The 25,949-nt window shown below is 49.5% G+C and carries 22 protein-coding genes; 18 read left to right on the top strand and 4 right to left on the bottom strand.

Annotated features, from left to right (window positions below; genetic code table 11):
• Positions 1 to 6 precede the first annotated feature (6 nt).
• The 5 genes from FJ444_RS16630 (at position 7) to FJ444_RS16610 (ending at position 4,435) form a co-directional block, all read left to right on the top strand.
• A complete protein-coding gene (locus FJ444_RS16630; RefSeq protein ID WP_140960154.1) occupies positions 7 to 393 on the top strand; it encodes a DUF6379 domain-containing protein in 387 nt (128 codons plus the stop codon).
• Positions 394 to 456: 63 nt separating this feature from the next.
• Positions 457 to 1,458: a ThuA domain-containing protein gene (locus FJ444_RS16625; RefSeq protein ID WP_140960152.1), complete on the top strand. Its 1,002-nt coding sequence runs from the start codon at positions 457 to 459 to the stop codon at positions 1,456 to 1,458.
• 11 nt (positions 1,459 to 1,469) lie between these two features.
• Positions 1,470 to 2,039 (top strand): gluconate 2-dehydrogenase subunit 3 family protein, encoded by a 570-nt coding sequence (locus FJ444_RS16620; RefSeq protein ID WP_140960150.1) that lies wholly within the window; start codon positions 1,470 to 1,472, stop codon positions 2,037 to 2,039.
• The gene (locus FJ444_RS16615; RefSeq protein ID WP_219993909.1) at positions 2,036 to 3,730 is read left to right on the top strand and encodes a GMC oxidoreductase; all 1,695 of its coding nucleotides are present in this window, start codon (positions 2,036 to 2,038) and stop codon (positions 3,728 to 3,730) included. Before FJ444_RS16620 ends, FJ444_RS16615 begins: the two co-directional genes overlap by 4 nt.
• A gap of 54 nt (positions 3,731 to 3,784) precedes the next feature.
• Complete coding sequence (locus FJ444_RS16610; RefSeq protein WP_140960148.1) at positions 3,785 to 4,435, top strand: Qnr family pentapeptide repeat protein; 651 nt, start codon at positions 3,785 to 3,787, stop codon at positions 4,433 to 4,435.
• 89 nt (positions 4,436 to 4,524) lie between these two features.
• Here the strand turns inward: FJ444_RS16610 and FJ444_RS16605 are convergent, their stop codons facing one another.
• The 3 genes from FJ444_RS16605 to FJ444_RS16595 all read right to left on the bottom strand — a co-directional run bounded on the left by FJ444_RS16605 (position 4,525) and on the right by FJ444_RS16595 (position 6,898).
• A complete protein-coding gene (locus tag FJ444_RS16605; protein ID WP_140960146.1) occupies positions 4,525 to 5,358 on the bottom strand; it encodes a DUF1080 domain-containing protein in 834 nt (277 codons plus the stop codon).
• A 149-nt stretch (positions 5,359 to 5,507) separates the two neighbouring features.
• On the bottom strand, positions 5,508 to 6,503 hold the full coding sequence (locus FJ444_RS16600) for a sugar phosphate isomerase/epimerase (protein WP_140960144.1): 996 nt from the start codon (positions 6,501 to 6,503) through the stop codon (positions 5,508 to 5,510).
• Positions 6,500 to 6,898, bottom strand: coding sequence for a DUF6379 domain-containing protein (locus tag FJ444_RS16595; RefSeq protein ID WP_140960142.1), 399 nt, complete (start codon positions 6,896 to 6,898; stop codon positions 6,500 to 6,502). Before FJ444_RS16595 ends, FJ444_RS16600 begins: the two co-directional genes overlap by 4 nt.
• Positions 6,899 to 7,152: 254 nt before the next feature.
• On the opposite strand from FJ444_RS16595, the gene FJ444_RS16590 reads away from it, so the two are divergent.
• The 5 genes from FJ444_RS16590 (at position 7,153) to FJ444_RS16570 (ending at position 15,301) form a co-directional block, all read left to right on the top strand.
• A complete protein-coding gene (locus tag FJ444_RS16590; RefSeq protein WP_140960140.1) occupies positions 7,153 to 8,826 on the top strand; it encodes a GMC family oxidoreductase in 1,674 nt (557 codons plus the stop codon).
• Between the two features lie 24 nt (positions 8,827 to 8,850).
• Positions 8,851 to 10,080, top strand: a complete 1,230-nt coding sequence (locus tag FJ444_RS16585) for an MFS transporter (protein WP_140960138.1) — start codon at positions 8,851 to 8,853, stop codon at positions 10,078 to 10,080.
• A 23-nt stretch (positions 10,081 to 10,103) separates the two neighbouring features.
• Positions 10,104 to 11,348, top strand: a complete 1,245-nt coding sequence (locus FJ444_RS16580; protein ID WP_181405197.1) for a sugar phosphate isomerase/epimerase — start codon at positions 10,104 to 10,106, stop codon at positions 11,346 to 11,348.
• A 24-nt stretch (positions 11,349 to 11,372) separates the two neighbouring features.
• Complete coding sequence (locus FJ444_RS16575) at positions 11,373 to 12,536, top strand: Gfo/Idh/MocA family protein (RefSeq protein WP_140960134.1); 1,164 nt, start codon at positions 11,373 to 11,375, stop codon at positions 12,534 to 12,536.
• Positions 12,537 to 12,988: 452 nt separating this feature from the next.
• On the top strand, positions 12,989 to 15,301 hold the full coding sequence (locus FJ444_RS16570; protein ID WP_140960132.1) for a TonB-dependent receptor: 2,313 nt from the start codon (positions 12,989 to 12,991) through the stop codon (positions 15,299 to 15,301).
• A gap of 105 nt (positions 15,302 to 15,406) precedes the next feature.
• Here the strand turns inward: FJ444_RS16570 and FJ444_RS16565 are convergent, their stop codons facing one another.
• The gene (locus FJ444_RS16565; protein ID WP_140960130.1) at positions 15,407 to 16,318 is read right to left on the bottom strand and encodes a LysR family transcriptional regulator; all 912 of its coding nucleotides are present in this window, start codon (positions 16,316 to 16,318) and stop codon (positions 15,407 to 15,409) included.
• Positions 16,319 to 16,548: 230 nt separating this feature from the next.
• On the opposite strand from FJ444_RS16565, the gene FJ444_RS16560 reads away from it, so the two are divergent.
• The 8 genes from FJ444_RS16560 to FJ444_RS16525 all read left to right on the top strand — a co-directional run bounded on the left by FJ444_RS16560 (position 16,549) and on the right by FJ444_RS16525 (position 25,908).
• Positions 16,549 to 17,538, top strand: a complete 990-nt coding sequence (locus FJ444_RS16560) for a fumarylacetoacetate hydrolase family protein (protein WP_140960128.1) — start codon at positions 16,549 to 16,551, stop codon at positions 17,536 to 17,538.
• Entirely contained in the window at positions 17,531 to 18,328 is a 798-nt protein-coding gene (locus tag FJ444_RS16555) for a cyclase family protein (protein ID WP_140960126.1), read from the top strand. The genes FJ444_RS16560 and FJ444_RS16555 overlap by 8 nt, the downstream gene beginning before the upstream one ends.
• Positions 18,329 to 18,377: 49 nt before the next feature.
• A complete protein-coding gene (locus FJ444_RS16550; protein WP_140960124.1) occupies positions 18,378 to 19,535 on the top strand; it encodes a S9 family peptidase in 1,158 nt (385 codons plus the stop codon).
• Between the two features lie 28 nt (positions 19,536 to 19,563).
• Positions 19,564 to 20,499, top strand: a complete 936-nt coding sequence (locus FJ444_RS16545) for a VOC family protein (protein ID WP_140960122.1) — start codon at positions 19,564 to 19,566, stop codon at positions 20,497 to 20,499.
• The gene (locus FJ444_RS16540) at positions 20,499 to 20,846 is read left to right on the top strand and encodes a Rieske 2Fe-2S domain-containing protein (protein WP_140960121.1); all 348 of its coding nucleotides are present in this window, start codon (positions 20,499 to 20,501) and stop codon (positions 20,844 to 20,846) included. Before FJ444_RS16545 ends, FJ444_RS16540 begins: the two co-directional genes overlap by 1 nt.
• 4 nt (positions 20,847 to 20,850) lie before the next feature.
• Positions 20,851 to 21,978 (top strand): FAD-dependent oxidoreductase, encoded by a 1,128-nt coding sequence (locus tag FJ444_RS16535; RefSeq protein ID WP_140960119.1) that lies wholly within the window; start codon positions 20,851 to 20,853, stop codon positions 21,976 to 21,978.
• A gap of 70 nt (positions 21,979 to 22,048) precedes the next feature.
• Positions 22,049 to 23,335 carry a DUF6379 domain-containing protein gene (locus tag FJ444_RS21505; protein ID WP_219993908.1) on the top strand — a complete coding sequence of 429 codons (1,287 nt, stop codon included), beginning with the start codon at positions 22,049 to 22,051 and terminating at the stop codon, positions 23,333 to 23,335.
• Positions 23,336 to 23,571: 236 nt separating this feature from the next.
• A complete protein-coding gene (locus FJ444_RS16525) occupies positions 23,572 to 25,908 on the top strand; it encodes a TonB-dependent receptor (protein WP_140960115.1) in 2,337 nt (778 codons plus the stop codon).
• Positions 25,909 to 25,949 lie beyond the last annotated feature (41 nt).

Below are 25,949 nucleotides of genomic sequence, written 5' to 3'. Positions count from 1 at the left end.
GGTCGTATGTTTGATAATAAAGTTATTGTTGAAGATAGTCTGGCCGCTGAAACGCTGAGTGACGGCAGTGTAGGCGTAAGCGTGTTAGCGCGTTTGCCCTATTACCGTGGTTTGGGCTTGTCGATGATCGAAAACATCGCGGTAACTGTCGATGGCAAAGAGATCGAGCGCAGTAAGGTGCGATTTGCAGCACGTGGCAACATGTGGACCCTGGACGAAATGGAAACCGAATATGGTGATCGCTGGAACTTTGGCGAAAAAGCCAAAGTGATTGCACTGACTGATGAGCCAGTAGCATCCGGTGAGCATGAGATCAGTGTGGCCATTACCATGCGGGTATCCTATTTGCCGTTTGTACCTACCACCCGTGATATAAAAACCTTGTCTTTGTAAACCAACCTGCCGGTACAGAGCTGTGTCGTATTGCTTTGTACCGGTGTTTGCGCGGAGGCCTTTATGCTGGATTCTGCTATTCAACGGTTGGTTAACAAACTAACCGACCACCAACATACTTTCTTTTTCATCCTGCTTTGCTCATGTGTATTTCCTGTTATCGGAGCAGAAAGCGTGGTGATACCCGTGCCTGATTACCGCCCGCCGGAAACGGTGCAACGGGTTGTTGTACCTGCTGTTCCGTCTGATACTGCCAGTCGGGTACTCATCGTGACCGGTGAGAGTTCATACGAACACGACTGGACCGGCGTGAATACCCGTTTGCGAAGCTTAATGCTGGAAACCGGCGAGCTCGATGTAAGGGTGATTGAAGATCCGCGGGTACTCACGCTGGCTATGTTGAATCGCTACGACGCAGTATTTGTAAACTATCTGGGCCGCTGGAATTATACCGACGCACAAGAAGCCCGGTGGGGCAGCGTTGCCGAGCAGGCATTGTTTGATTATGCCAAAAATGGCGGTGGGGTAGTGTTGTATCACGCCTCGCTGAATATGGGCTCGCCCGGCTGGCCTGAATTCGAACAGCTCGCTGGTGGCACTATGCGCCCGCATCAGGGCAGTCGTCGCTCACCACCCGATGCGTTTCTGGTTAATATTACCGATCACGAGCATCCCGTTACCCAGGGTATGCGTGACTATGTGTGGACCATGAACGATGACATGTACACCAACATGTACTGGCATCCGAACGCTAAAATTCGTGTACTGGCAACAGCCTATGATGACCCGGCGTTATATTCTCAAACCATTGCGGGCCCTAAGTACCCTGCGCACTTATATACACCTGAAAAACTCGCTGCTATGCAAGCGATGGCAGCAGATAATCCACAAGTGTGGACGGTGGAATATGGCAAAGGCAGGGTGTTTTGTATTGCCCTTGGGCATGGCCCGGATACGTTGTTACACGATGGTGTGAAAAGTTTAATTTTGCGCGGAACGCAGTGGGCTGCAACGGGTAGTGTAACGATTCCCCTTGGAGCCAAAGCCCGCGCATTTAATCAATAAGAGAGCAGCCTATGAATACCATTGACAATACGCAGCGCAGAACCTGGTTAAAGCAGGCCATGGCAGCCTGTGGGCTGGCACTGACGCCCTCAACTGTATGGGCCGCGCTGGATAAATCATCACTAGCGGATAACCCGTTCTTCACGTTGATGTGTGATCTGGTGATCCCTGATACATCGGTGCCAGGGGCTGTTAAAGCCAAGGTGCCAGACTTTATTACCCTAGCCGCCGCACATGGCATGAAGGGCGCTAAAGCTGAGCAAATCAGTGGCTTCGAAGCCTTGCTAAACGAACATACCGGAAACCGATTCGTGTCGCTAAACGAGCAAGAACAGATGACTACACTAACGGCACTTGATGCCGCTGCATTCAGTCATCCACGAGGCGTACCCATGCCCGAAGTACTGGCCGCATGGAAAGCGCTGAAAGCGCTCATCGTAGTGGGGTATTTTACCTCTGAGATTGGTGCGAGTCAGGCACTGCGATACGTGCTGGTACCAGGGCGTTTCGACCCGGATGTTCCACTCAGTGAGAATCCCAAGGCCTTTTCCACCGACTGGACAGGAGTCAAATACGCATGAGTAGTGAAATGCAATACGATGCCATTGTGGTGGGCTCTGGGATCACCGGTGGCTGGGCGGCCAAATCGCTTACCGAAAAAGGCTTAAAAGTACTGTTGCTAGAGCGGGGGGAGAACATACCTCACCGCACCGGTTATAAAAATGAAATGCGCGCGCCCTGGGAAATGCCGTTTCGCGGTGAGGGTGACAAGGTGTACATCGACGAGCACTACCCGGTACAACAACATTCCGGGCATTTAACCGAGTGGAACCAGAGTTATTGGGTAGACGATAAAGCACAGCCTTACCAAACACCGGGCGACAGCCAGTTTCGTTGGATTCGGGGTTATCATCTGGGCGGGAAATCGCTCATGTGGGGCAGGCAGTGTTATCGCTGGAGTGACTACGATTTTGGCGCCAATGCCAATGACGGTCATGGCACCGATTGGCCAATTCGCTACCAGGATATAGCGCCCTGGTATGATCATGTTGAACAGTTTGTTGGAATTTCCGGGGCCAAGGAAGGTTTGCCGCAATTGCCTGACGGTGAATTTCAGCCGCCGATGGCGCTCAATGTGGTTGAGCAATACATGCGTGAGCAGATTGCTGAACATTTTCCTGAACGCAGGCTCACCATTGGACGAACTGCAAACTTGACTGAAGGCAAGCTGGATGAGGGCCGCGCGCCATGTCAGAACCGCTCTATTTGTTCTCGGGGCTGTTCATTTGGTGCGTATTTCAGTACCCAAAGCAGTACACTACCAGCCGCGCAGAAAACCGGTAATTTAACTCTGCTGACCAACAGTATGGCGTCTCGCCTGATCCACGATAACGCATCTAATCGCATTAGCGGCGTGGAAGTGCTCAACACCCAAACCCGCCAAACCACCACTTACCACAGTAAACTGGTGTTTTTGTGTGCGGGGGCGTTTAACTCGGTAGGCTTATTGCTGCGGTCAACGTCTGAGGCGTTTCCAAACGGGTTGGCCAACAGCAGCGGTGTGTTGGGTAAATACATTATGGATCACGCCAGTACCGTTGGCGTGGCGTCGGTTATTCCCGGCTTTAACGACCGTTATTACTACGGTAACCGGCCTACCGGCGTGGTGATCCCGCGGTTTGTGAATTTAGACAAACCGGAAGAGGGCTACACCCGCGGATTCTCCTATCAAGGCGGAGCCTATCGCGCTGGGTGGTCTCGCGGCTACAAGCAAGCAGGTATTGGCGAAGACTTTGCCAACGACTTGCAAGGGCCGGGCGATTGGAAGTTTGTGCTAACCAGTTTCGCCGAGTGTTTGCCTCGAGCCGAAAATCATATCACCCTGGACCCTTCGAGGACCGATGCCGATGGATTCCCGCAACTGCAAATTCATTTTTCGTTTAGCGAAAATGAACACAAGTTGCTTAAAGCTGCAAAGAAAGAAGCGGCTAAAATGGTAACCGCAGCGGGCGGTAAAGTGTTGTTCGGTTCAGACCGGCCAAACCCAGGCGGCTCCGCCATTCATGAAATGGGTGGCGCGCGAATGGGGCGCGATCCCAATACGTCAGTGTTAAACGGGTATAATCAGGCCCACGATGTGCCCAATTTGTTTGTTACCGATGGCGCGGCAATGGCCTCTTCTGCGTGTCAGAATCCGTCGTTAACCTATATGGCACTTACCGCCAGAGCGGCAGATTACGCCGCATCGCAACTGGCCAAAGGGCTGATTTAATGTTTGTAATAGAGGTGTTCATCGAAGCACCGCTACTTATTCAAGTTGTACACAATGAAAAATGAAATATTTGAACACGTTGACTTTTCCGGTCAGGATTTGTCAGGACAGTATTATTCACACTGTCAGTTTCTTGGTTGCCGGTTTGACCGGTGTAATTTAACCGATGCGATTTTTGAGCATTGCAGTTTTGTGGAACCGGGCGCAGAGGGCGCTTGCTCTTTTAGTTTCAGTAAATTAGCTGACGCGCGCTTCGAGCATTGCAAAATGGCGATGGTAAATTTTAAAGGGGCCGATTGCTTAGGCGTAGTATTTAACCAGTGCGACCTTAAAGGTGCGGATTTTTCTCAGGCAAGTTTTAGCAATCAAATCAATCACAAAACCTTCTTCTGTTCTGCTGTGTTTACGGATTGTAATCTGAGTTACGTCAACCTGTCGCGCGCCAGACTTGAAGACTGCAAACTATCCGGGAACCGCTGGACCGAGGCAAATCTTAGTGGTGCCAGTTTGCAGGGTTCTGATCTATCCCGGGGGGAATTCTCTCCGGAAAGCTGGTATCAGTGCCAACTGCAAAACGCCGATTTACGTCATTGTGACTTAGTGGGCCTGGATATTCGCAGGGTGGATGTCACCGGTATCAAAATCACGCAATGGCAGCAGCACGAATTGCTGGCGCAGTTGGGGATAGAGGTTGAGGCTGATTAGCTACTTTCTGTGATCTGACTACTTTAATTTGTTCATTCAGAGTCTGAAGTACACAACACGTTCAGACTCAGGACTTCAGAAATATTAAATTAAACGGCAATTTGTCTGATTCGAATATTTCTGAACATTGCCTCTGCGGCTTCAATTTCTAATGCGATACGTCCGCTGGTCAAGGGAATAAACGCATTTCTGTTGTCACTGCGCTGAACTCGAATGTCGAACAAGGTGTTAATGATCCGGCCATTAACCAGATGCGCTACTTTATCGTTGATGGCGATTACCTCTATTTTGTTCCACTCAAATTCACGCTCAAAGTTACCGTTTTTTATCACTCTTTGCCGTTCTATATCTCTGCGTGGTTCAGGAGGAATGGAGTCAGCAGGTTTTGGCGTTATTGGAACCTGATATGGCCATGCAGGCGTACCGCCCAGATCGGCGCCCGGCCAGCATTGCGCATTGATAAGAATTGCGTCGCCCATGTCACTTTCCTGTAACTGAAACTCTACGCCATTTGGCCAAATTTTATTCACATTCGGATCGAGATGATACAAAACGCCGTTATTGCGTTTAGCAAGACGTCTCGGGTCATAACGGGTGGTAACGAATTTAAACTCCAGACTTAAGTGATAGTTACTGTAGGCGTTTTCCGTAGCAATATAGCCAAATGGGGAAGTAGTGTCTGAATAGGTCTCCGGTGCCAGAATATGAATGATGCCGTTTTGAACATTAACGAGTTTACTGGTGTTACTTAAGCCAGACTGCTCATCGAAAATATTCCAACCCTTTAAATCCTGACCGTTAAACAGTGTCTGCCAGTCGCCATCATAGCGGGGAAGCGTATTGGCTTTTGATGCAAAGGCCGGAAGGAAACTCATCAGGCTGAATGCGGTACTACTTTTTAAGAATTGTCTGCGGTTAATCACCAGTAAGTCCCTGTTCGCGGCATCTTCAATGGAAGTGAGTAAACTTCAGTTGCGTATAAATTGAAAAAGGCCTGCAACGCACGGGCACTGTGCGGCAGGCCTGAGCTGAGCAATGCTTCTGTTGGGTTTGAAGCAGGCTCGACAACGCGTTACTTGTTTAAAATGTGTTCGCACATTCTGTGATGACGGTGCACCATTTCAAACGCACATACTTCATCGGCATCCCAGAAAGCATGACCTTCCCATTCACTGGACATACTAATGGTGCGGCCTGCTTTAGCAAACACAGGCAGAATACGGTGGTAATCAATCGACGGAGAATCAGTACACTCCTCATTCACTTCATAGAATTTGCCGTGAATGTGTACTGTGCGATCCAGAATATCTGCCCACTCTTCAGGCTGCTGTCTGCCGAACATAGTAAAGATCAGTTTTGCCTGTGAAATAGGTAGTTCAGGTTCGCCTTGCGCACGGGCCTGCTCTGCAAAAGCCATGTAGCGCTGGAAGGGATGACCATCTGATTCCCAGTACTGATTAATCAGTTGCTTTCCTGCCTCTGAAAGGCCAGCTTGTCCAAGTTTGTCCATCATCCCAGGTGGAATGGCGCGCATACACGAACTAAAGTCCGGCACGAATCCTAGGTATTCAGAGTCGATTTTTTCATACACTTCACGCGTTGCCAGTACCTTAGGGGTGTTCGGGCCTTCTGGTGCATGTACTTCCATGCCCAGTTTTACTTTGGCTTTGGCTGCGATCGGTTCCAGCTTTGTTAGTACTTCTGGTGTTAAGCCAATTTGAATACGCATTACCGGGAATCCCAGTTCGCCAGCCATTTCGATTTGTGGCCGCATGTACTCAACGGATTGATCGGTGTCCATCCACTTCGCTGGATTTAACGCGATATCGGCATTGCCCGCCAGTGAAGTCAGCGTGAGCTCATTGCGTTCAACCGCATCGAGAAAGACCTTTATGTCCTGTTTGTCGACTTTGTTTGGAAAACCGCGCAAGTTCTGAAAACCAATCAGCTCAAGACCCGGGCCCAGTTTACGACGTCCCACTTCATCGATTAATTGAGGAAGTGTGAATTGACCGGCAAGCCATTCGTTGGTCATAGAATAAATCGTGGTGCCTAACATGATACTCATTGAATAGTTACCTCTTTGCTTACGTCGGTGCGTTGAACCAAGGCAGTGTCCGGTCCGATAATGATGTAGGGAATACGTGTGGCTAAAGACACGTTTACCGTTGCAGTCTCCCCGCTACTCAAAGGCGAAGATGTCGGCAGAATGGCGGTGATAGGGTCTTGCGTAAACCACCACTCGTCTAATAGTTCACCGGCTTTGTTTACGGGTATCAGAATGTCATTTACCCGGATTGAAATTTGGTCTGCAGTAAACTGTTGCTCATTAATAGAAACAGACAGGTTTTCCAGACAAGCAATAGGTAGCGAACGATACCAAGCAATTCTTACGTCAACTTCATATCCTGATGGGGTACTTCGCACCGCATCATCTTTTATTACACTGGCTTCCAGAGTCATGATTGATTCCTCTTTCTAATATGGTGATCTGAAATTTAACATTTTTTCATATTAAAACAATAGTTCTAATATTGTTTTTTGTATTCTTTTATTTGTTTTATCTATGAAATACAGTTGCTTATGAACTTGATTTGTAAGTGTAACTATATGATTGTTAAGAGTATGTGTAAAAATATTTGCGTTCGTCACTTGCAACTGAAAAATATTAGAATTAAAATTCTATAAAATTTGATATCGAAGTTGAGAATAAGAACATGAACTATGATGCTATTGTTGTAGGATCGGGCGCGACGGGCGGTATTGCCGCAAAGGAACTGACCGAAAAGGGACTCAAAGTGTTATTACTGGAAGCTGGCCCTGCGTTAGACGAAGCGATTTTCCAGCGTCCGGGTTTAAAGCGGCAAGTGAATACCTGGGACCGAATCGCAGCAGGGGCAACAGGTCAACACACTCAGGCACGCTGCTCTTGGTTTTCTCCAGATAAGAGAGAATTGTTCGTCAACGACTTGCAAAACCCCTATACAACATCCGCCGATCCTTTTCTGTGGATCCGCGGTCGTCAGGTAGGCGGACGTTTTCAGTCGTGGGGAAGAGTAGCTGTTCGTATGTCAGATTACGACTTTAAAGCCGCTAGTCACGATGGCTATGGCGACGACTGGCCAATCGAATATCAGGATTTGGTGCCCTATTACGACAGCGTGGAGTCATTCCTGAAAATCACCGGCAGAAAAGATAACATCGCCAACCTGCCGGATGGACAATTCAGTAACGAAGCCGGTTTAAGTAGTTTCGAACAGAAGTTTCAGAATACGGTACAAGACAAATGGCCAGAGCGGAAATTTACGCCCTGGCGCTATGTAGCGACTGATGCAACTCGCGCCGACGCCGAAGGGAAAACCCACACCACATCACCTATTGCTGCGGCAGCCGCAACCGACAACCTTACACTGCGCCCAAACAGCGTAGTGAGCAAAGTCAATATTGATCCGGCTACCGGCAATGCCAGTGGTGTTACCTTTATTGATCGCGAGACCAAACAACAGCATGAGGTTCGCGCCAATGTGGTGATGTTGTGCGCATCAACCATTGAAACTGTGCGTTTGTTGTTGAATTCCGGCACGTCAACATTCCCTCAGGGACTTGCCAATAGTTCCGGGGTACTGGGTCAGTACTTTATGGATCAAACCAATGGCGTGGTATTTGGTTCAGTGCCTGGTGCAACCGGTTTTGAACTGGTAGACGGCAAACACCCTGGTGATAATCACGGCGGTTTCTACATTCCGCGCTTCCAAAACCTGACCGACTCCAGCCAGTACGATTTTATTCGCGGTTTTAACATTCAGGGCATGGTAGGGCGTATTCCTGTACCGAACCACATTCCTACGTTATTCGGCTTAACCGTTCAGGGGGAAATGCTTGCCGCAAAGGAAAACCGCATAACGCTGAATACCCGTAAAAAAGATGCCTGGGGTATACCGGTTGCCAATATTGATATTCGAATGGGTGACAACGAGCGTCGCATGGCCAAAGCGCAAATGGCGGCGATTCTGGAAATGGTCAATACCATGGGGTGGAACATTGAGATTGCCGCCAGCATTCTGGATATTCATAACCGCGACAACCTGATGCCTAATGCGAGCTGGTTCGAGCGTACTATGTTTAAACTGTCCTATCAGAAAAGTCTGGCGCTGGGCTCGGCCATTCACGAGTGTGGCGGTGCCAGAATGGGTAACGACCCCAGTACGTCAGTATTAAATAAATACAACCAAAGCTGGGACATCCCAAACCTGTTTGTTACCGACAGCAGTTGCTTTGTGTCTAACGGAGCCGGTGGTCCAACGCTTACCACTATGGCGTTAACGGCCAGAGCCGCTGAATTCATTGCAAGTGAATACAACGGCTCGGCAAATCTGACCAAAGCAGTTTAAGGGGCTTACAATGGAGTACCAGATGTGAGGAACAGTGGCCAGTCGAACCCCAAAATTGCCATGTGGTTTGTGCTGGTCTCGGTGTTTCTGGATGCAATGGGACACGGTTTGCTGGCACCTATTATTCCTGATCTTATCCGGGAATTGGCTGATGTGGATATTTCCGGAGCGGCGCTGTACGGCGGGGCAATAATTGCCTTGTTTGCCACTATTCAGTTTTTTGCAACGCCATTATTGGGGGCGTTGAGTGATGCGTTTGGGCGAAGACCCGTATTATTGGTGTCGTTTACCGCTTTTGGTATCAATTATCTTCTTATGGGCTTTGCCCCCTCTATTGAATGGCTGTTTTTAGCTCAGGCTCTGGCGGGTTTGTTCGGCGCAACGCCCGCTGTGGCCGGTGCCTTTATCGCCGATATCACGCCGAAAGAAAATCGGGCAAAACGTTATGGTTCTCTGGGCGCGGCTTTCGGACTGGGCTTTATGTTTGGTCCGGTACTCAGTGGATTGCTGGCGGAGTATGGATTGCGTACACCCATATTTGTAGCAGCACTGCTTACACTGTCTAACGCTTTATTAGGTTTCTTCGTATTCAGAGAATCCCTTGCAAAACACTTGCGCCGACCTTTTAAGCTGGTGAATGCCAGTCCGTGGGGCGTGTTTATGCAGTTAAGTGTGAACAAGCAAATTCCCCGCTTATTGGTGGTCGTTCTTTGCTTACACATTGCATTGAATACCGTACCGACGGTGTGGCCGTACTTTACTGCTTATCAGTTCCAGTGGACGCCGAAAGAAATTGGCTTGTCCATGGGGATGTACGGCATAGTGAGTATCATTGCCCAGGGCATTGCCGTTGGCCGAATTTCGCAGCGATTCGGCGATCTGGCGGCCAGTCTTACTGGCATGGTGGGCTTGCTCATAGGTTCAGTTGCATTTGCTGTGATCAGTAATCAGTACTGGTTGCTGCCGTTTATCATTCCCAGTGCAATGGGCTTTATGACCAACGCGGGGTTGATGAGCTACATGTCTTCACATACCGATCCATCCAGTCAGGGCACGCTGCAGGGCGCTTTTGCGGCAACCCGAAGTGTTGGCGCAATCATTACGCCTTTAACTTTACCCTGGCTGTTTCATCTGTTTACCACGCCAGGTAATGCCTATCCGGTGTATCCGGGAATTCCGTTTGTAATTGCTGCACTGTTAGCAGCGTGTGCCATAATGCTGTTACTGCGAGCCAATCGGTTGGCGCAATCTTAATGCATGAGATACAGGAGACAATAATGACAACACCCATCAGTTATCAGCCCAAACATATGAAGCTGAGTATTCTCACTGCGGCGTTGCAGGAATTAACCCCGCGCGATATTCGCGATGCGGATCCTGACAAAGCGATTGAAGACTGGCTGGCGTTTGCCAGCGAAATGGCTTGCCCGAATATTCAATTGTCAGCTGCTATACATCCCAGCCTTGCAGATGTGCCACCCGAAGCCTTGATTGATCCGGTAGCCAATACCCTGGACTTGCGGGACGCATTCAATGCCGAACGGGCTAACCGGGTGTTAGCCGCTATGCGTCACACCGGTGTTGGCCTGTCGGACCTTGCGTACTTCGACAATATGCTGGTGCACGGCAATGCCGAACGCAAAGCCAAACACGAGTTTATGCTAAAGGTATTCGACGCAGCAACCTTGCTGGGTACCGACGCTGTGTGCGGCTTTGTGGGTCGTAATATCCAGTTGTCGATGGATCAGAATTTGATCATGTTTGAAGAGCAGTTTATTCCGCTACTCAAAGAAGCTAAAGCCCGAGGGCTGACTTACCGGGTTGAGCAATGCCCAATGCCAGGCTGGAATCCAACGGATCGGTGGCACAATAATATTGCCTACACGCCCGCTACCTGGATTGCGCTGCACCGTATCTGTGAGAAGCACGGTGTGGGCGATCAGTTCCGTATCCATTACGACCCGTCTCATTCTGTGCTGATGGGGCAGGATACCCGGTCGATGTTCCAGTATTTAAAAGATGAAGGCTATGGATTCTTAATTGCCGGCTTCCACGTAAAAGGGCAGGTTATCGACGCTAAAGGGGTCTCTGCCTGGGGCTACGGCGGTCAAACAATGCAACGTGGCGATTGTGTGAATGGCGAGCCATCAGACAATCCAGCAGATTTAATTCATGCCTGGAAAAAGCAAACCGTACTGTGTGAGCATGAGTTGCCCGGTACTGCGCGCCACGATCCGCTGGCTTATTTGCAGAATCGCTCGGTCGACTGGCTTGATCATCAGCTGGCAGCTCGGGAATTACTCGATTTGGATATTGCCAATGCCTACCTGGTTGTTGAGCATGAATATCCGGCAGCGCGTATTCAGGACCGCACCAAGCTGGCACCGTTGTTAAAAGGCTCGGTGGATTTTTGCAGAGCCATCGATGAGGCTGCCGCCGCAATGTACAGCATACAGCATGAGATGCTGCCTGGATTAAACATTCCTGTGCAAGGGACTGGGCGCGAAGCTTACCGGTCTTAACGCAACGGGCTTTATGGAGTGAGTATGGAATTAACTTATCAAAACAGTCTGCAACAACGCCCTTTACGGGCGGGAATTGTTGGCGGTGGTAGCGGCGCGTTTATTGGTGCCGTGCACCGTATGGCTGCACAACTCGACGGTCAGGCGGTGCTGGTTGCCGGCGCGTTGTCGTCGCGAGAAGCCGTGGCGCACGACAGTGCAAAAGCCTGGTATTTACAGCGCAGCTACAGCAACTTTCACGAAATGGCTAAGCAGGAAGCTGCCCGGGAAGATGGCATTGATTTTGTGATTGTTGCTACGCCAAATCATTTACACGCAGAGGTAGCCGTTGCCTTTATCAATGCGGGTATTAATGTGATGTGCGAAAAGCCACTGGCAATGAATCTGGCAGAAGCGAAGGCAATTGAAGCAGCGCTTAAAGAGCATCCGGTAATTTTCGGATTGGCGCATACCTATACCGGCTATCCCGCTGTGCACGAGGCGAAGCAAAAAATCGCCAGTGGCGAGCTGGGGGCGATTCGCAAAGTGTTGGTTGAGTACAATCAGGACTGGCTCATGTCGGCATTGGAATCGGGGCCGGATGCCAATAAACAGGCGTCATGGCGCACTGATCCAGCGCGATCCGGGATCAGTTGTTGTGTTGGCGATATTGGTACGCATGCTGCCAATATGGTGGAGTTCATGACCGGTGAAACGATTGACCAAATTTGCGCAGATTTAACCTCATTCGGTGCAGGACGCCAACTCGACGATGATGCCAATATGCTGATCAGGTTATCTGGTGGCGGCAAGGGCACGCTGGTGTGTTCGCAAATAGCGTGTGGTGAGGAAAATGCGTTGGCAATTCGTATCTATGGTGCCAAAGCGGCCATAGAGTGGCATCAGCAAGAGCCTAATACCTTGTGGTTTACGCAACAGGGCAAACCACGGCAATCCTTGCGAACTGCCGTCAGTTTGGTTTCTGAGCAGGCTTTGCACCTAACCAGAACACCTGGTGGGCATCCTGAGGGGATTCTCGAATCCTTAGCGGGGTTATACAAACTGTTTATTGAGGACATTCGCCGCGTCGCGCGGGATGAGCAGCCTCAGGGTGGTTATCCGGGGATTGCTGATGGACTGCGAGGAATGCGATTTATTGAAGCCGCTGTAAGCAGTGCCGAAAAAGGAGCCTGTTGGCAGATTATTTGATAACTACGCCATTATCATCATTTACAAAAGCAGGTTGCGACTAATGAGTTCGCACCTGCTTTTTTAGTTTTTGCTACCGATTTCCTCCCTTTCGTATTTGCGCAATCAATTCCACCTATAACCTTTACTGACGACTCCTCTTGTTTTAAAAATAAGATTGTTAATTCTAATTAACAATATGTATTTGTTATGAAATTTACAAAAAAATCAAATTTTATAAAATAATGATAAATAAGGATTATTTGTGTGTGCTTGGTGTGAGTACATAAATTATTGTTATTTATTTGTGTAATTGTTGTTGATCTAATTTTATCTTGTGGTTAAATGTGAATGGTCATTCGCATTCATGTGTGGGTGGCTGGGAAAGGGATGTGAAGTTACAAGATCCTGAATGACAGGACTTCACATATAATCGAGGTTGATACACCAATGCCTACACAAGAGGGTGTTTCATGTTGAATACACATCATAAGAAAGCCATTTTATCTACAGCAGTGCTAATGGCACTGTCGGCCGGTGCCTATGCACAAGAAGCCGAGCAGTCAGGTTCCAAGCAAGAATTAGAAGTGATTGAAGTGACCGCGCAAAACCGCGTTCAGTCTGCCTCTGACGTTCCAATTTCGATGAACGTGGTGAGTGCCGAATTACTGGAAAATGCCGGGGTAAGCGATATTCAGTCATTAAGCCGTGTTGCACCGGACTTTGTTACCGCGAATGACTCCATTTCTACACGGGTGTCGCTGCGTGGTATCAGTACCGAAAGTAACGATGAAGCAGCCGACCAGTCACTTACTATCAGTATTGATGGCGAATATATAAACCGTCCTCGTGTAATGAACGCGGCCATGTTTGATATTCAGCGCGTGGAAGTGTTACGCGGCCCACAAGGTACCTTGTATGGTCGTAATGCCACCGGCGGTGCAGTGAATATCATTACCAACAAGCCCGAAATTGGTGAGTTTAATGGCGACTTCTCTGCCGATGTAGGCAACTACAATTCACGTGAATTTACCGGTGCGTTAAATATACCACTGGGTGATATGGCAGCAGTTCGTGTAGCTGGATTCTCATCACAACACGACGGATTCAGAACCCATGAAGCCGCTGGTTTAAAGTCGGGTGACAAAGATGTTCAGGCAGGCCGGATTGGTTTGCAACTGGAGCCAACAGATAACCTCTCCGCATATTTTGCTTTTGAAACAAATTCATTAGAGCAGCAAGCGCCATTTTTTGCAGCAGTTGATGCAAACGTCACCGGTCAGGCTGACGACGGAAATGGGCAGTGTAATGTTGCGGCTGGTTGGGAAGAAGTCGCCACGGTAAATGGTGAAGTACTGTGTACTCCTTCAAAAACCAACAATTTAGCCAGTGTGGATCGCGAGAACTTCGCTGCGCCTTCAACGGCTGGATTTGCATTCCACAAAGTCGATGGTGACGCCCTGCGTGCGCAAATCGACTACCGTATGGATGCGATGACGATCAGCTATCGCGGCGGCTATCGTGACAGCACTGTGGATGCCGATGAAGCCTTGCATCCAAACTATATTTTCTATCGCAATACCAACATCAAAACAACCAGCCATGAACTGCGTTTTAGTGGCGGCGAAGATCGATTCTTCTGGCAAGGTGGGGTATTCCAGTTCCAGGAAGAGCAGGACGTAAACTCAGCGTTGTTAGTTTACATCGGTGCTTACCCGAATGGTCCGCAAGGCTTCTGGGCAAATACGTTCTATCGTCCGGATGTTGAATCTAAATCTACCGCTGTATTTGGTCAGGTTGATGTACCGGTAAGTGATACCGTTACCGTTGTGGCGGGTGGTCGTTATACCAAGGACCGCAAGTCTGCTACCCAGACTAACTTGCCTGGCGGTTTAACCTTTGACGAAAATCCAACGATTCGTCCTATTGATACCGCTGGTGCAGTAGTGAGTGACTTGTTATCGGAAGAAAGCGAATTTACCTGGACGCTGGGTGCGAACTATCAGCCCGATTCTGATAGCCTTTATTACGGTAAGATCAGTAAAGGCTATAAAGCGGGTGGTTTCGACAGTACTGGCCAAATTTATGACCCTGAAATACTGTATTCATTTGAGTCTGGCCTGAAACTGGACCGCGATGATTACAATATTACTGGTTCTGCATTCTATTACGACTACACCGATTTGCAGGTAGCTATTTTGCTGGATACCAACAAAGGTGGTCAGGTATTCAACGCCGGTGAAGCCCGTATTTGGGGGCTGGAAGGTACTTATGATACCTGGTTAACTCAGTCTGATAGTCTTGCTTTATCTTTGAACTACCTGAATGCTGAATACACTGAGTTTGCTGGCGCTATACCAGTACAGTGTCTGGGTGGTTGTAGTACAACTGCAGTGAGTGAAGTGGACGGTGAGTTGGTTAGTTTGGCTGGCAATGTGCCTTCAAACGCGCCTGAATGGATCATTACGTTGTCTTACGACCATTACTGGGAGCTGGAAGCAGGGTCATTGGTAGCTAGCATTTTTACCCGCTATAAGAGTGATTACTTCCTGTCACCGTTTAACGACCGTGACAGCCAGCAGGATGCGTACACGCAAACCGATGCTACGCTGAAGTTCACCACGTCTGACGAAACCTGGGAAGCCTTGTTGTACGTTCGCAACATCGAAAACGAAAGTCCGGTGAGCTATTACACCTACACCGCAGCGGGCCCAGCAGACGTGCAGCTGTGGTCATTCGGCGCGCCAAGAACGTTTGGTCTGAAGGTGTCTTACAACTTCTTTTAATTTCTGTGTCATTGTGTGAAGTCAAACCGGCGCCTCGTGCGCCGGTTTTTTTATTGCCTACCTTAACACTCCCTCTTCAGTGGGTGGATTCTTTACTTATTACATTCAGGATTGCGCAGATCTCAGCGAAGAAAAAATTAATTCTCGGAGCCAACGGTGCATAGGATCGCCATCCAGAGTGGGGTGCCAGGCTGCGTATTCCAGTAACTTAGGCGGGGTAAACGGAATGTCAAATTGCTTCAGGGGTAACCGGCTCAATTGTTGTTCGGCGAACTTGGCCGGGATCATGGCTAATCGGGGCGTCCCAATGAGCGACAGACACAGCGTGTTAAAGTCATTGCTGATGATATCAATTTTGCGTTCGTGGCCCAGGTTTTCTTTAAACCAGTCTTCAAAACTAAAGCGACTTATACGTTCAAAACCCACAGACACATGGCCGGTGGCAAAAAAAGCGTCTTCTGTTATTGCGTCCTGACCGGGATAAAACGCCGGATCGCCAATACACACCAGCTCGTCTTCGAGCAGGAATTCATGTGGATAGGTGTCTATCATTCTCGCTTCAGGAGAAATAAAGAAATCCGCGCCCCCCTTGGCCAGCAACTCCGCACCGTGGCTGAATGGCGTTAAAAATTCAAAGGTAACGGCAGGCGCCAGTTGATTGATTTTTGCCAGTAAAGGGCAGATCACTACCTGAGTGATATAATCTGAAGCGATGATTCTAAAATGACGCTGACTTAGCTCTGGATTATTTTGTCGTTTACTGGTGATTGATGCTCGTACTATGCCTAATATTTGTTTTACCGGCGCCTCCAGCTCCAGCGCATAGGGAGTAGGTTGCATTTGCCTGCCAACCTGCACGAGTAAGTCATCTTCAAAATAACTGCGCAATCTGGCTAAAATGCTACTGGTGGCAGACTGAGACAGGTGCAGGCGCTCGGCAGAGCGGGTAATATTCTGTTCCTCAAGTAAAATTTCTAGTGCCAACAATAAGTTAAGATCAAGCTGTTCAACACGCACAAGCAATACCTCAGTGAAACGTTACGGTGTTTTTTCTATCGGTGTGAGTAAAGCTATTAGAATGTTAATGTATTTACCAATTCGATAGAAGTAATCAATACTTTCAATTTTATCAATTCATTCTACTGCATTAACATCGCTTTTACTAATTGTTTCATAATTGTTAAATTTCAATTATGATAACTAGCATTCTAATTTTATTATAAATTGAATATTGAACAGGCTGTGTCATGAAATTTGCAACCAAAAGAACATCACACCCCGATGGCGAACTCATTCTGGTTTCCCGGGACCTATGCACTACGGTGTCGGTAGGCGACATCGCGGCCACACTGCAGGAAGCGCTGAATAATTGGGATAGCTGTGCGCCTGAACTGCAGGTGCGGTATGACGCATTGAATGCCGGCAGGCTTAAAAATACGCAGTCGCTGGGTGAGTTGATCCTGGATGCACCGCTGCCACGAGCATGGCAATGGCTGGATGGCTCGTGCTTTATGAATCACGGGCATCTAATGCAAAAGGCCTTTCATCTTGACCCCATTGAAGATGCCGACAAGTACCCGCTGATGTATCAGGGCGCTGGCGACAACTTCAGCGGCCCTAAAGATGACATAGTGGTTGCCAATGCGGCACATGGCGCTGATTTTGAAGGCGAGTTTGCCGTGATCACCGACCGCGTGCCTATGGGGAGTACACCGCAGCAGGCTTTGCAGGCAATTCGCCTGGTTGTGATGCTCAATGACATCAGTTACCGGGCGCTGGCGCCACGTGAAATGAAAACCGGATTCGGCTTTGTGCAAGCCAAAGGGGCAACTGCCTTTGCTCCCATTGCTGTTACACCGGATGAGCTTGGCTGCCACTGGCAGAACGCCCGGGTTCACCTGAACATGGTTATTCACCGCGACGGCAAAAAATTCGGTACGCCTCATGGGGCAGAAATGCATTTTGGTTTCGACGAATTAATTGCACACGCTGTGCTTACCCGCTCGTTACACCCCGGCACAGTTGTAGGGTCGGGCACGGTGTCAAATGAAGATCCGTCTGTGGGGCAGGCTTGTATTGCCGAGCTTCGCGCAAAAGAAATGATTGCCAACGGTGCACCCAGCACCCTGTTTTTACAACACGGCGAAGTCGTCACGCTAAAAGCGACGGATGACGCCGGTAATAGTCTGTTTGGTGAAATTCGCCAGCACGTGGTTGTGGAGAATCAACATGTTTAATCCTGCTCAATTTACCTTAATTGATTTGTCGGTCACCCTCGACAACAACCCCAACACCGATCCACCGCCATTGTTGCCCAAAATTGACTACATGGATCATCAGCAGGGCTGGCCAGAGATGGAAGCCATGTTCCCTGGGCTTACTCTCGACCAGTTACCTGGCAATGAATCCTGGGCGGCGGAGCGGTTACACATTACCACTCACAGCGGCACGCACATGGATGCGCCCTGGCATTACGCCTCCACCACCGATGGCGGCAAACCTGCCTACGGTATTGATGAATTGCCGCTTGAATGGTGTTTTCAGGCTGGTGTTAAGCTGGATTTTCGCAATCTGCCTGATGGTCATGTGGTTACCGCTGACGAAGTAGAAGCTGAACTGGCCCGAATTGGTCACGCGCTTCAGCCGCTGGATATTGTAGTAGTGAATACCCGTGCTGGCGCGTTATTTGGTCAGCCTGGTTATCTGGAAGCCGGTGTAGGAATGGGGCGCGATGCCACCATGTACCTGCTGGAGCGCGGTGTAAAAGTGGTTGGCACAGATGCCTGGAGCTGGGATGCGCCTTTCAAGTTTACCCGTGAGCGCTTTGCCGAGTCGGGCGATGCCTCAATTATCTGGGAAGGCCACAAGGCCGGCCGGGATATTGGCTACGGCCAGATGGAGAAGCTTTCCAACCTGGAAGCCTTGCCCACAACGGGCTTCTGGGTTTCTTGTTTCCCTTACAAAATCAAACATGCTTCTGCTGGCTTCGTGCGGGCAGTCGCCTTTGTACCCAAAGTAACAAACTAATCATGAATCCCTCCGGTGTAAGAGAGGGATGAACCCATGAGGACAAACAATGTTTAAGTATTTTCCAACCAATTACGTGTGGAACCTGTCAGTTGATTTAGCCATCGAAATGGGCGCACGGATCGGCGAAATCGAAGAAATGTGCGCGCCTTTACAAGAGGCCGCTAAACAACCCGACAAAGAGGGTACCCATGCATTTCGCAATACCTGGGCAAACATGGCTGACAAGCTGTGTGGCCTGGCAGCAGAAGATATCGAACGCGGACGTTTACTGTCTGCCGGCGAAAAGTACAAGCGTGCATCAAGCTATCTGATCACGTGTGAGCGTTTGCAAGGTCACAATGCGCCAGGGCGTTTGGATCTGTATAAACGCTCACTGGAATTATTCCAAAAGAGTGTGGAGCTGGGCAAAGAAAACTGCCAGCGCGTTGAGATCCCCTATGAAGGTAAACACCTGTCGGCGTTGTATGTGAAAGCCGAAGGGGTAGAAGGCCCAGCACCCATTCTCATTCAGGTAAACGGCCTGGATTCTACTAAAGAAATGAAGTACCGCGTGGGATTGCCTGAGTGGCTGGCTAAGCGCGGTGTGTCATCGCTCATCGTTGATCAGCCTGGTACCGGTGAAGCCTTGCGTTTACAGAACTTTACTGCTCGCTACGACAGTGAACACTGGGCATCAAAAGTGGTCGACTGGCTGGAGCAACATTCGGAAGTGGATAACAGCCGCATTGGTATGGAAGGCGTGTCACTGGGTGGCTACTACTGCCCGCGCGCAGTAGCCAACGAGCCGCGTATCGCACTGGGTGTGGTATGGGGTGCCAACCACGACTGGCGTGACGTACAAAAACGCCGTCTGGAAAAAGAAGGCGACTTCCCGGTACCGCACTACTGGCAGCACGTTTGCTGGGTGTGGGGAGCAAAAGACATCGACGAGTTTATGCAGATTGCCGAGAACGTGCACCTGGACGGACAGATCGAAAAAATCAAAGTGCCGTTTTTGGTTACCCATGGCGAAAAAGACTCGCAAATTCCACTGAAATGGGCACAGCGCACTTACGACCAGTTAGTTAACAGCCCAAAACGTGAATTAAAGATTTTCACTCAACGCGAGGGCGGCGTTCAGCACTCAAGCTTTGACAACAGTATCAATGCCGGCCAGTACATTGCGGACTGGGTAGCAGAAAACTTCAATGCGCGCACTGCATAAGCAGGCGCGTAACACACCGGAGAACACCATGAATATTATTGGACCCGATTTACTGGTATTTGGCGTGGATGACGTCGATGCCTGCCGCCAGTTTGCCAGCGATTACGGTTTAACTGCCCGCGGTGAACACCGTTTTGTTGCCTTGGATGGCACCGGCATTGAAATCCGCAGCAAGCACGATGATGAATTACCTGCGGCCATGGAAACCGGCACTATGCTGCGCAAAACCGTGTACGGTGTAGCGGATCAGGCCACCGTGGATGCGATTGCCGCAGAGTTGGAAAAAGACCGTGACGTCACCCGATTCGACGATGGCAGCATTGAATCCAAAGACGATCATGGCTTTGTGCTGGGCTTTCAGGTAACGGTGCGCCAGGTGCTGGATATGCCAGCGGAAACCATTAATGCACCGGGGGCACCCGCGCAACGCGGCGTAAACCAGATAGCGGTAACGAAAGAAGACTCGCCTAAGCCACGTACCTTGTCACACGTGGTGTACTTTGTACCGGATGCGCCTAAACAGGAAGCGTTCTACCGCGACCGTCTTGGATTTGTCACTACCGATCGCTTCACCCATGTGGGCCCATTTATGCGCCCGGCTGGTACTCAGGATCACCATACCGTGTTCTTTATTCAAACCCCACCGCACATGAAAGGCATTGAGCATTTTACCTTCCATATGGGCGGGCCTACTGACGTTGTGACAGCGGGTACCAACATGGTGAATAAAGGTTATCAGAGCTTCTGGGGCCCGGGCCGCCATATCTTTGGTTCAAACTGGTTCTGGTACTTCAAGAGCCCGTTTGGCTGCAACATGGAATTCGATGCAGACATGGACTTGCACGACGAGCAATGGGCTGCCCGGGAAGCCATGCCTGGCGCTGACAATTCCCAGGTGTTCCTGCTGCAATATCGCGAAAAATGGGCGCCAATGGGTCCGCCACCGCCTAAAGCGGGGGCGTAATGAGCAAGCGTGTCAGGCTGTGTCGCGAAGACGATATTCCCGATTTCTGTGCCCAAGGGTTTGACCCCGAGCGGCATGGCTTTGACACCATTTTCGTGGTCAGGCAAGACCGTGATTACTTCGCCTATGCCGATGTATGTCCGCATTATGGCGACACCAGCCTGCCATGGAAAAAAGACGAATACCTGGATGCAGCAGGTGACAACATCGTATGCGCTGCACATGGCGCACTGTTTAACATTCGGTCTGGACTATGTACTTCCGGTCCTTGCAAAGGTGAATCTTTGCGACCGATACCCGTGATCTGCGAAGCCGATGGCTATTTATGGATCACTCTGGAGGACTAGGAATATGAGCAACTGTATTAACAATGTACTGATAATTGGTGGTGGCTTTTCAGGTATGTCTGCGGCCATTGAGTTAAGCAAAGCCGGTGTTGAGGTGGATTTAGTTGAAATCGATCCAAACTGGCGTACCGATGGTGCCGGGATCAGCATTGGCGGCGCGACTATGCGTGCTTTCAAGCAACTGGGCATCATGGACGAATACCTGCAGGCCGGTAGCGGTCATGGTGGGCTGGATGTGTTTGCGCCGCATGGCGTGCATCTGGCACATATTCCTGCGCCACCATTAGGCGAAGGACTACCCGGTGGTGGTGCAATTATGCGCCCGGCACTGGCAAAAATCCTGGCCAATAAAACCCGCAGTACCAGCACCAATGTGCGTCTGGGCGTTACGTTTGAATCCATCAATGATCTGGGTGATAGCGTAGAAGTCACGTTCACTGATGGCACCACCAAACAATATGATCTGGTAGTGGGTGCTGACGGCGTTTATTCAAAAGTGCGCAATCACCTATTCCCGGATGCTGCCGCTCCCAAATACATTGGGCAGGGCGTATGGCGTGCTGTACTGCCGCGCTTACCTGAAGTGGAAAATACCATGATGTGGGTGAGTCAGCACATCAAAGCGGGTGTGAACCCCATGTCGAAAGATCAAATGTACATGTTTGTTACAGAGAACCGTGCGCAGAATGATTTTCGTGAGCCTGACACCTTCATTGAGGAATTACAAGGTCTGCTTAAGGGCTTTCCTGCGCCTATGGTGCAAACCTTGTCGGGTATGCTGAATAAAGATTGTCTTATTCACTATCGCCCGCTTGAGCGCGTAATGATGCCAGCACCCTGGTACAAAGGCCGTATCGTGTTGATTGGTGACACCGTACACGCCACTACGCCGCACCTTGCCAGTGGTGCCTGTATTGGTATTGAAGATGCGCTGGTGCTGGCTGATGAAGTGGCTAACAAAGCAACGCTGGAAGAAGCGCTGCAAGGCTTCCAGGCGCGCCGTTATGAACGCTGCAAAATGGTGGTGGAGAACTCGGGTCGCCTGGCAGAAATTGAAATTGAAGGCGGCGATAAAGAAGAGCACACAGCCATTATGCGTGACTCAGCAATAGCGTTAGCCAAGCCCATTTAACAAACCCGTTTAACCCTTTGCAGGCATGTTGGATTTCCGGCAGGCCTGCTTTTTTATTGCGAGGAAATCTATGATTGAACGATCGATTATTCAGAGCAGGGGCGCGAAGAACGTAGTACTGGAAAACGGCCAACCCGGCTTTCAGTTTCAACTGCGAAACCCCAATTACCGGGGCGTTCAAGCCAGCCTTATCGATGGCATTGATGTTACCCTGAATGGTAAATCCTATCCTTGTGAGACGGCTCAATGGACGCTGCAAGGGCAAACCTATTCACTACAGGAAGTACTTAGCAGCACATCTGCGCGCTGGCAACTTGACGAGCTGGCTACTGTAACTATTCCCGTTGATGCGCCTTTGCCAAATGGTATTTACGATTTACGGGTGTGTGTGTACATTCGCCGCCCCTATATTCCGGGACCGTTTTGTCGCTCTCCTTTCAGAGCCAGTGCCAAAATCGTGGTGGTGAACAGTGGTGTACTAACCGGCCCGCAGCTCAGCGTGTCGACTTACAGTTATACCGGTGATATGTATACACTGATGACCCTGGAAGATGTGATGGCGGATATTGCTGACATGGGTGCCACAGGCATTGAAATGCTGGCCGAAGGTAACATACCGGGGTATCCGACGCCCTCGAATGCCTGGCGGGATGAGTGGTTTGGCTTACTGGAAAAATATCAGCTTACGCCAACCAATCTGGGTACCTGGGTAGACACTGCCATGTGGCAAACCAGCGATCTCACTGTAGAACAAGGCACTGCGCAAATCCGTCATGATTTGCAACTGGCTAAGTCGCTGGGCTTCACGTCAATCAGGCCCAAATTTGGTGTTACCACCATGGAGCTGGATCCGCATCCAATCTGGCAGGAATCCGTATTGCGCTCACTGGATTTGGCCGAAGAACTGGATATCGTGATTTGCCCGGAAATCCATAGCCCAACGCCAATCAAACACAAGGTTACTCAGGACTACATTGAGTTTATTAATACCCATAAGTCGTCAAAATTTAAGTTGATGATCGACACAGGTATTTTCCAGACTGCGCCTTGTGATGATGGCCATGAAGGCATCGAGGTAAAAGGCGGTAAGCGTCCTCCATTCCTGGAACCATTAAACGTGCCGATGGTGGATTTACAGGAAATCCTTCAGCATGTTTACTTTATTCAAACCAAGTTTTTTGAAATTGACGATCAATTGAATGACTTACATATTCCTTGGCAACCCATTGTAGAAACATTGCAAAACGCGGGTTGGAAAGGCTGGCTGTCCAGTGAATACGAAGGTCGTCGTGAGCCATACCGCGGTCGTGACCAGGTGCGTCGTCAACACGCGCTACTGCGTAATTTATTAAAGTAACGGATAGTTGGTTTAACAGGTATTCAGCGTTTAGATGGTATGTATGAAAAATATTCACTTAACCAGTAATGTTAATAAAAGTTATAGTTTGTGTAACATTGTTGCGAAGTGTATGCTTTGCGCAACCAACGTTAAACAGCTGACTGACCCCCAGCTTTTTTTTGGAGTTAAGTTAAAACTCGAATGCTAGTTCAAGTTTTATATTGTTCTCTAAATAACTGAGGAATAACACTATTATGAAAAAATTTGCCTTTAAAAAGAGTGCCATTGTTGTTGCGTCATTATTGGCTTCTCCGGCCGTTCTGGCGCAGCAACTTTCTGAGCAGGATACAGCAGAAGCATCATCTGGTCTGGAAGTGATTCAGGTAACCGCCCAGCGCCGTGTTGAAAACTTGCAGGAAGTACCGGTAAGCGTGACGGTGATATCGCCCGTGGATCTGGAGCGTAAGAACGTGTCTGACGTTTACCAGATGAGTCTTAATGCGCCGAGCTTTCAGATTGGTGAAGACAACTCTATGTCGATTCGCGGCGCGGGAACCCTGGCATTCTCTACTGCACTGGATTCCAGTGTTGCGGTTGCCTTTGACGAAGTTAACCTGGGCCGTCGCTTTTTGATGGGCGCAGTGTTCAATGATATTTCACAAATCGAAGTATTGAGCGGCCCGCAAGGGTTGTTGTTTGGTAAAAATGCCTCGGCGGGTTTGGTGAATATCACCACTGCGAAACCTCAACTGGGTTTTGCCGAAGGGAAAGTCGATGTGGAATACCAGTTACGCGACACCACGCCCAAAGATGGCGCCAGCATCATCACCCGGGGGATGTATAACCTGCCGTTGTCTGACACATCTGCTATTCGCATTAACGCCCATTATGCTTCAGAAGATCCGGTGGCCCGTGCTATTAAAGTCGTTGGTGATCCCAAGCTGGACGAAACCACCGATGACTACGGCGTAAAGATAAAATATCTGAACGAACTGAGCGATGATCTGAGCCTGTATATCATTGCCGATACCAACAAGGAATCGGGCGTGGCGGGTAACTTTGACCGCACTTTCCGTTCACTGGGCGAAGGCAGTGGCAAAGCAAACTATGTTGCAGCGGATGGGGTGACTCCCGGTAAGGAAAACCTGGAATACGGTGCCGATGGCGACAATTATCGCGACGTTGAAATGGGCGGGTTAATGGCAAAACTTACCTATGCCATCAACGACAACTATGAACTGTCGAATATTATGGCCTGGCGCTATTACGAGTTGCTGCAAAGCACCGACGACAACATGGCGTCGAACGAGCTGAATATTAACTTCACCGACAGTGAATACGACCAGTTCAGTAACGAAATTCGTTTAGCGATGGACTTCGAATCGGTACGCGGGCAGGTGGGTTTATACTACTTTCACTCAGAACAGTTTCAGGATACGTTCTTAGCGGGTGACGGTTTGTTGCCTGGCTTCCTGCAACCCAATTTTCCGTTCTGCGTGGGAGCAGACCTTACCCAGGGTGGGATGTGCAGCATAAGCAACGACTACTTCCTGGGTGCTGATCGGGTAATGAGTATGGACACTAACAGCACGGCAGTGTTTGGTCAGTTCGACTTTTTGGTAAGCGATGATGTAACTGTTACCGCAGGCCTGCGCTATACCTACGATGAAATCTACATCGATTTGGCGAACTTCCAGCGCTATAACTTCTTCAGTCGCATTGGCACACCTGCGTTGCGTGAAGAGACTAACTCAGCTGACAACGTGTCGGGCAAGCTGTCGGTGCAATATCAGTACGACGAAGACAAAATGTTCTACGTTTCGTATTCACGTGGTTACAAAGGCCCTGGCTATACCGATACGCCTTCAGCAGAACAAACCGACATCTTTATTCAGCCTGAGGTGGTGGATAACTACGAAATTGGCGCGAAAACCATGTGGCTCGACAATCACCTGATTGTCAACGCAACGGCGTTTAGCCAGCAGTTCGACGACTATCAGGTACAGTCGTTTGACGCCACCATTAGTCAGTCAGTGATCCAGAACGCAGCCAGCCTGAGCTCTGATGGGGTAGAATTGAGTATTACGGCAATGCCGGTTGAGTCGTTAACTATTAATGCCTCGGCAACAGTGATGGATTCGTCGTTCGACAGTTTCCCTGGCGCAGCTTGTTATCCGCAGCAGCCAGATTGTAGCGAAAACGGCACCTTTGATGCGGCCGGATTAACCCCGCCAACCGCAGCGAAGTTTACCTCTACTACATCGGCAACCTACGAGTTTGACCTGCCAATCGAAGGTTATGGCTTTGTTACGTTCAACTATTACCATCGCGATCCAATCAACTACCTGATTTCCAACGCGCCTCAAACACGTGTTGGCAATGTGGATCAGTTCGGTTTGAACATCGGTGTACGTCTGGATAGTGGCTGGGATCTCACTCTGTATTGTAAAAACTGTACCGACGAAAAAGTACCGGCAGCAACGGGGATTGACGCGGGTGACAGCGCAGTGTATGGCACGGCTTCAGTTGTGCAGAGCTGGGGCTTTAATTCGGTCAGAAACATTGGCTTACGGGCCAGCTACAGCTTCTAACTTGCTCAAACTCAATAGTAAGGCTGCCTGAACAGGCGGCC

The organism is Aestuariibacter sp. GS-14 (assembly GCF_006494365.1).
In the GTDB taxonomy this organism is placed as follows: domain Bacteria; phylum Pseudomonadota; class Gammaproteobacteria; order Enterobacterales; family Alteromonadaceae; genus Alteromonas; species Alteromonas mangrovi.
The sequence above is the reverse complement of the archived record's forward strand: the minus strand, read 5'-3'. Positions and strand labels throughout refer to the sequence as shown.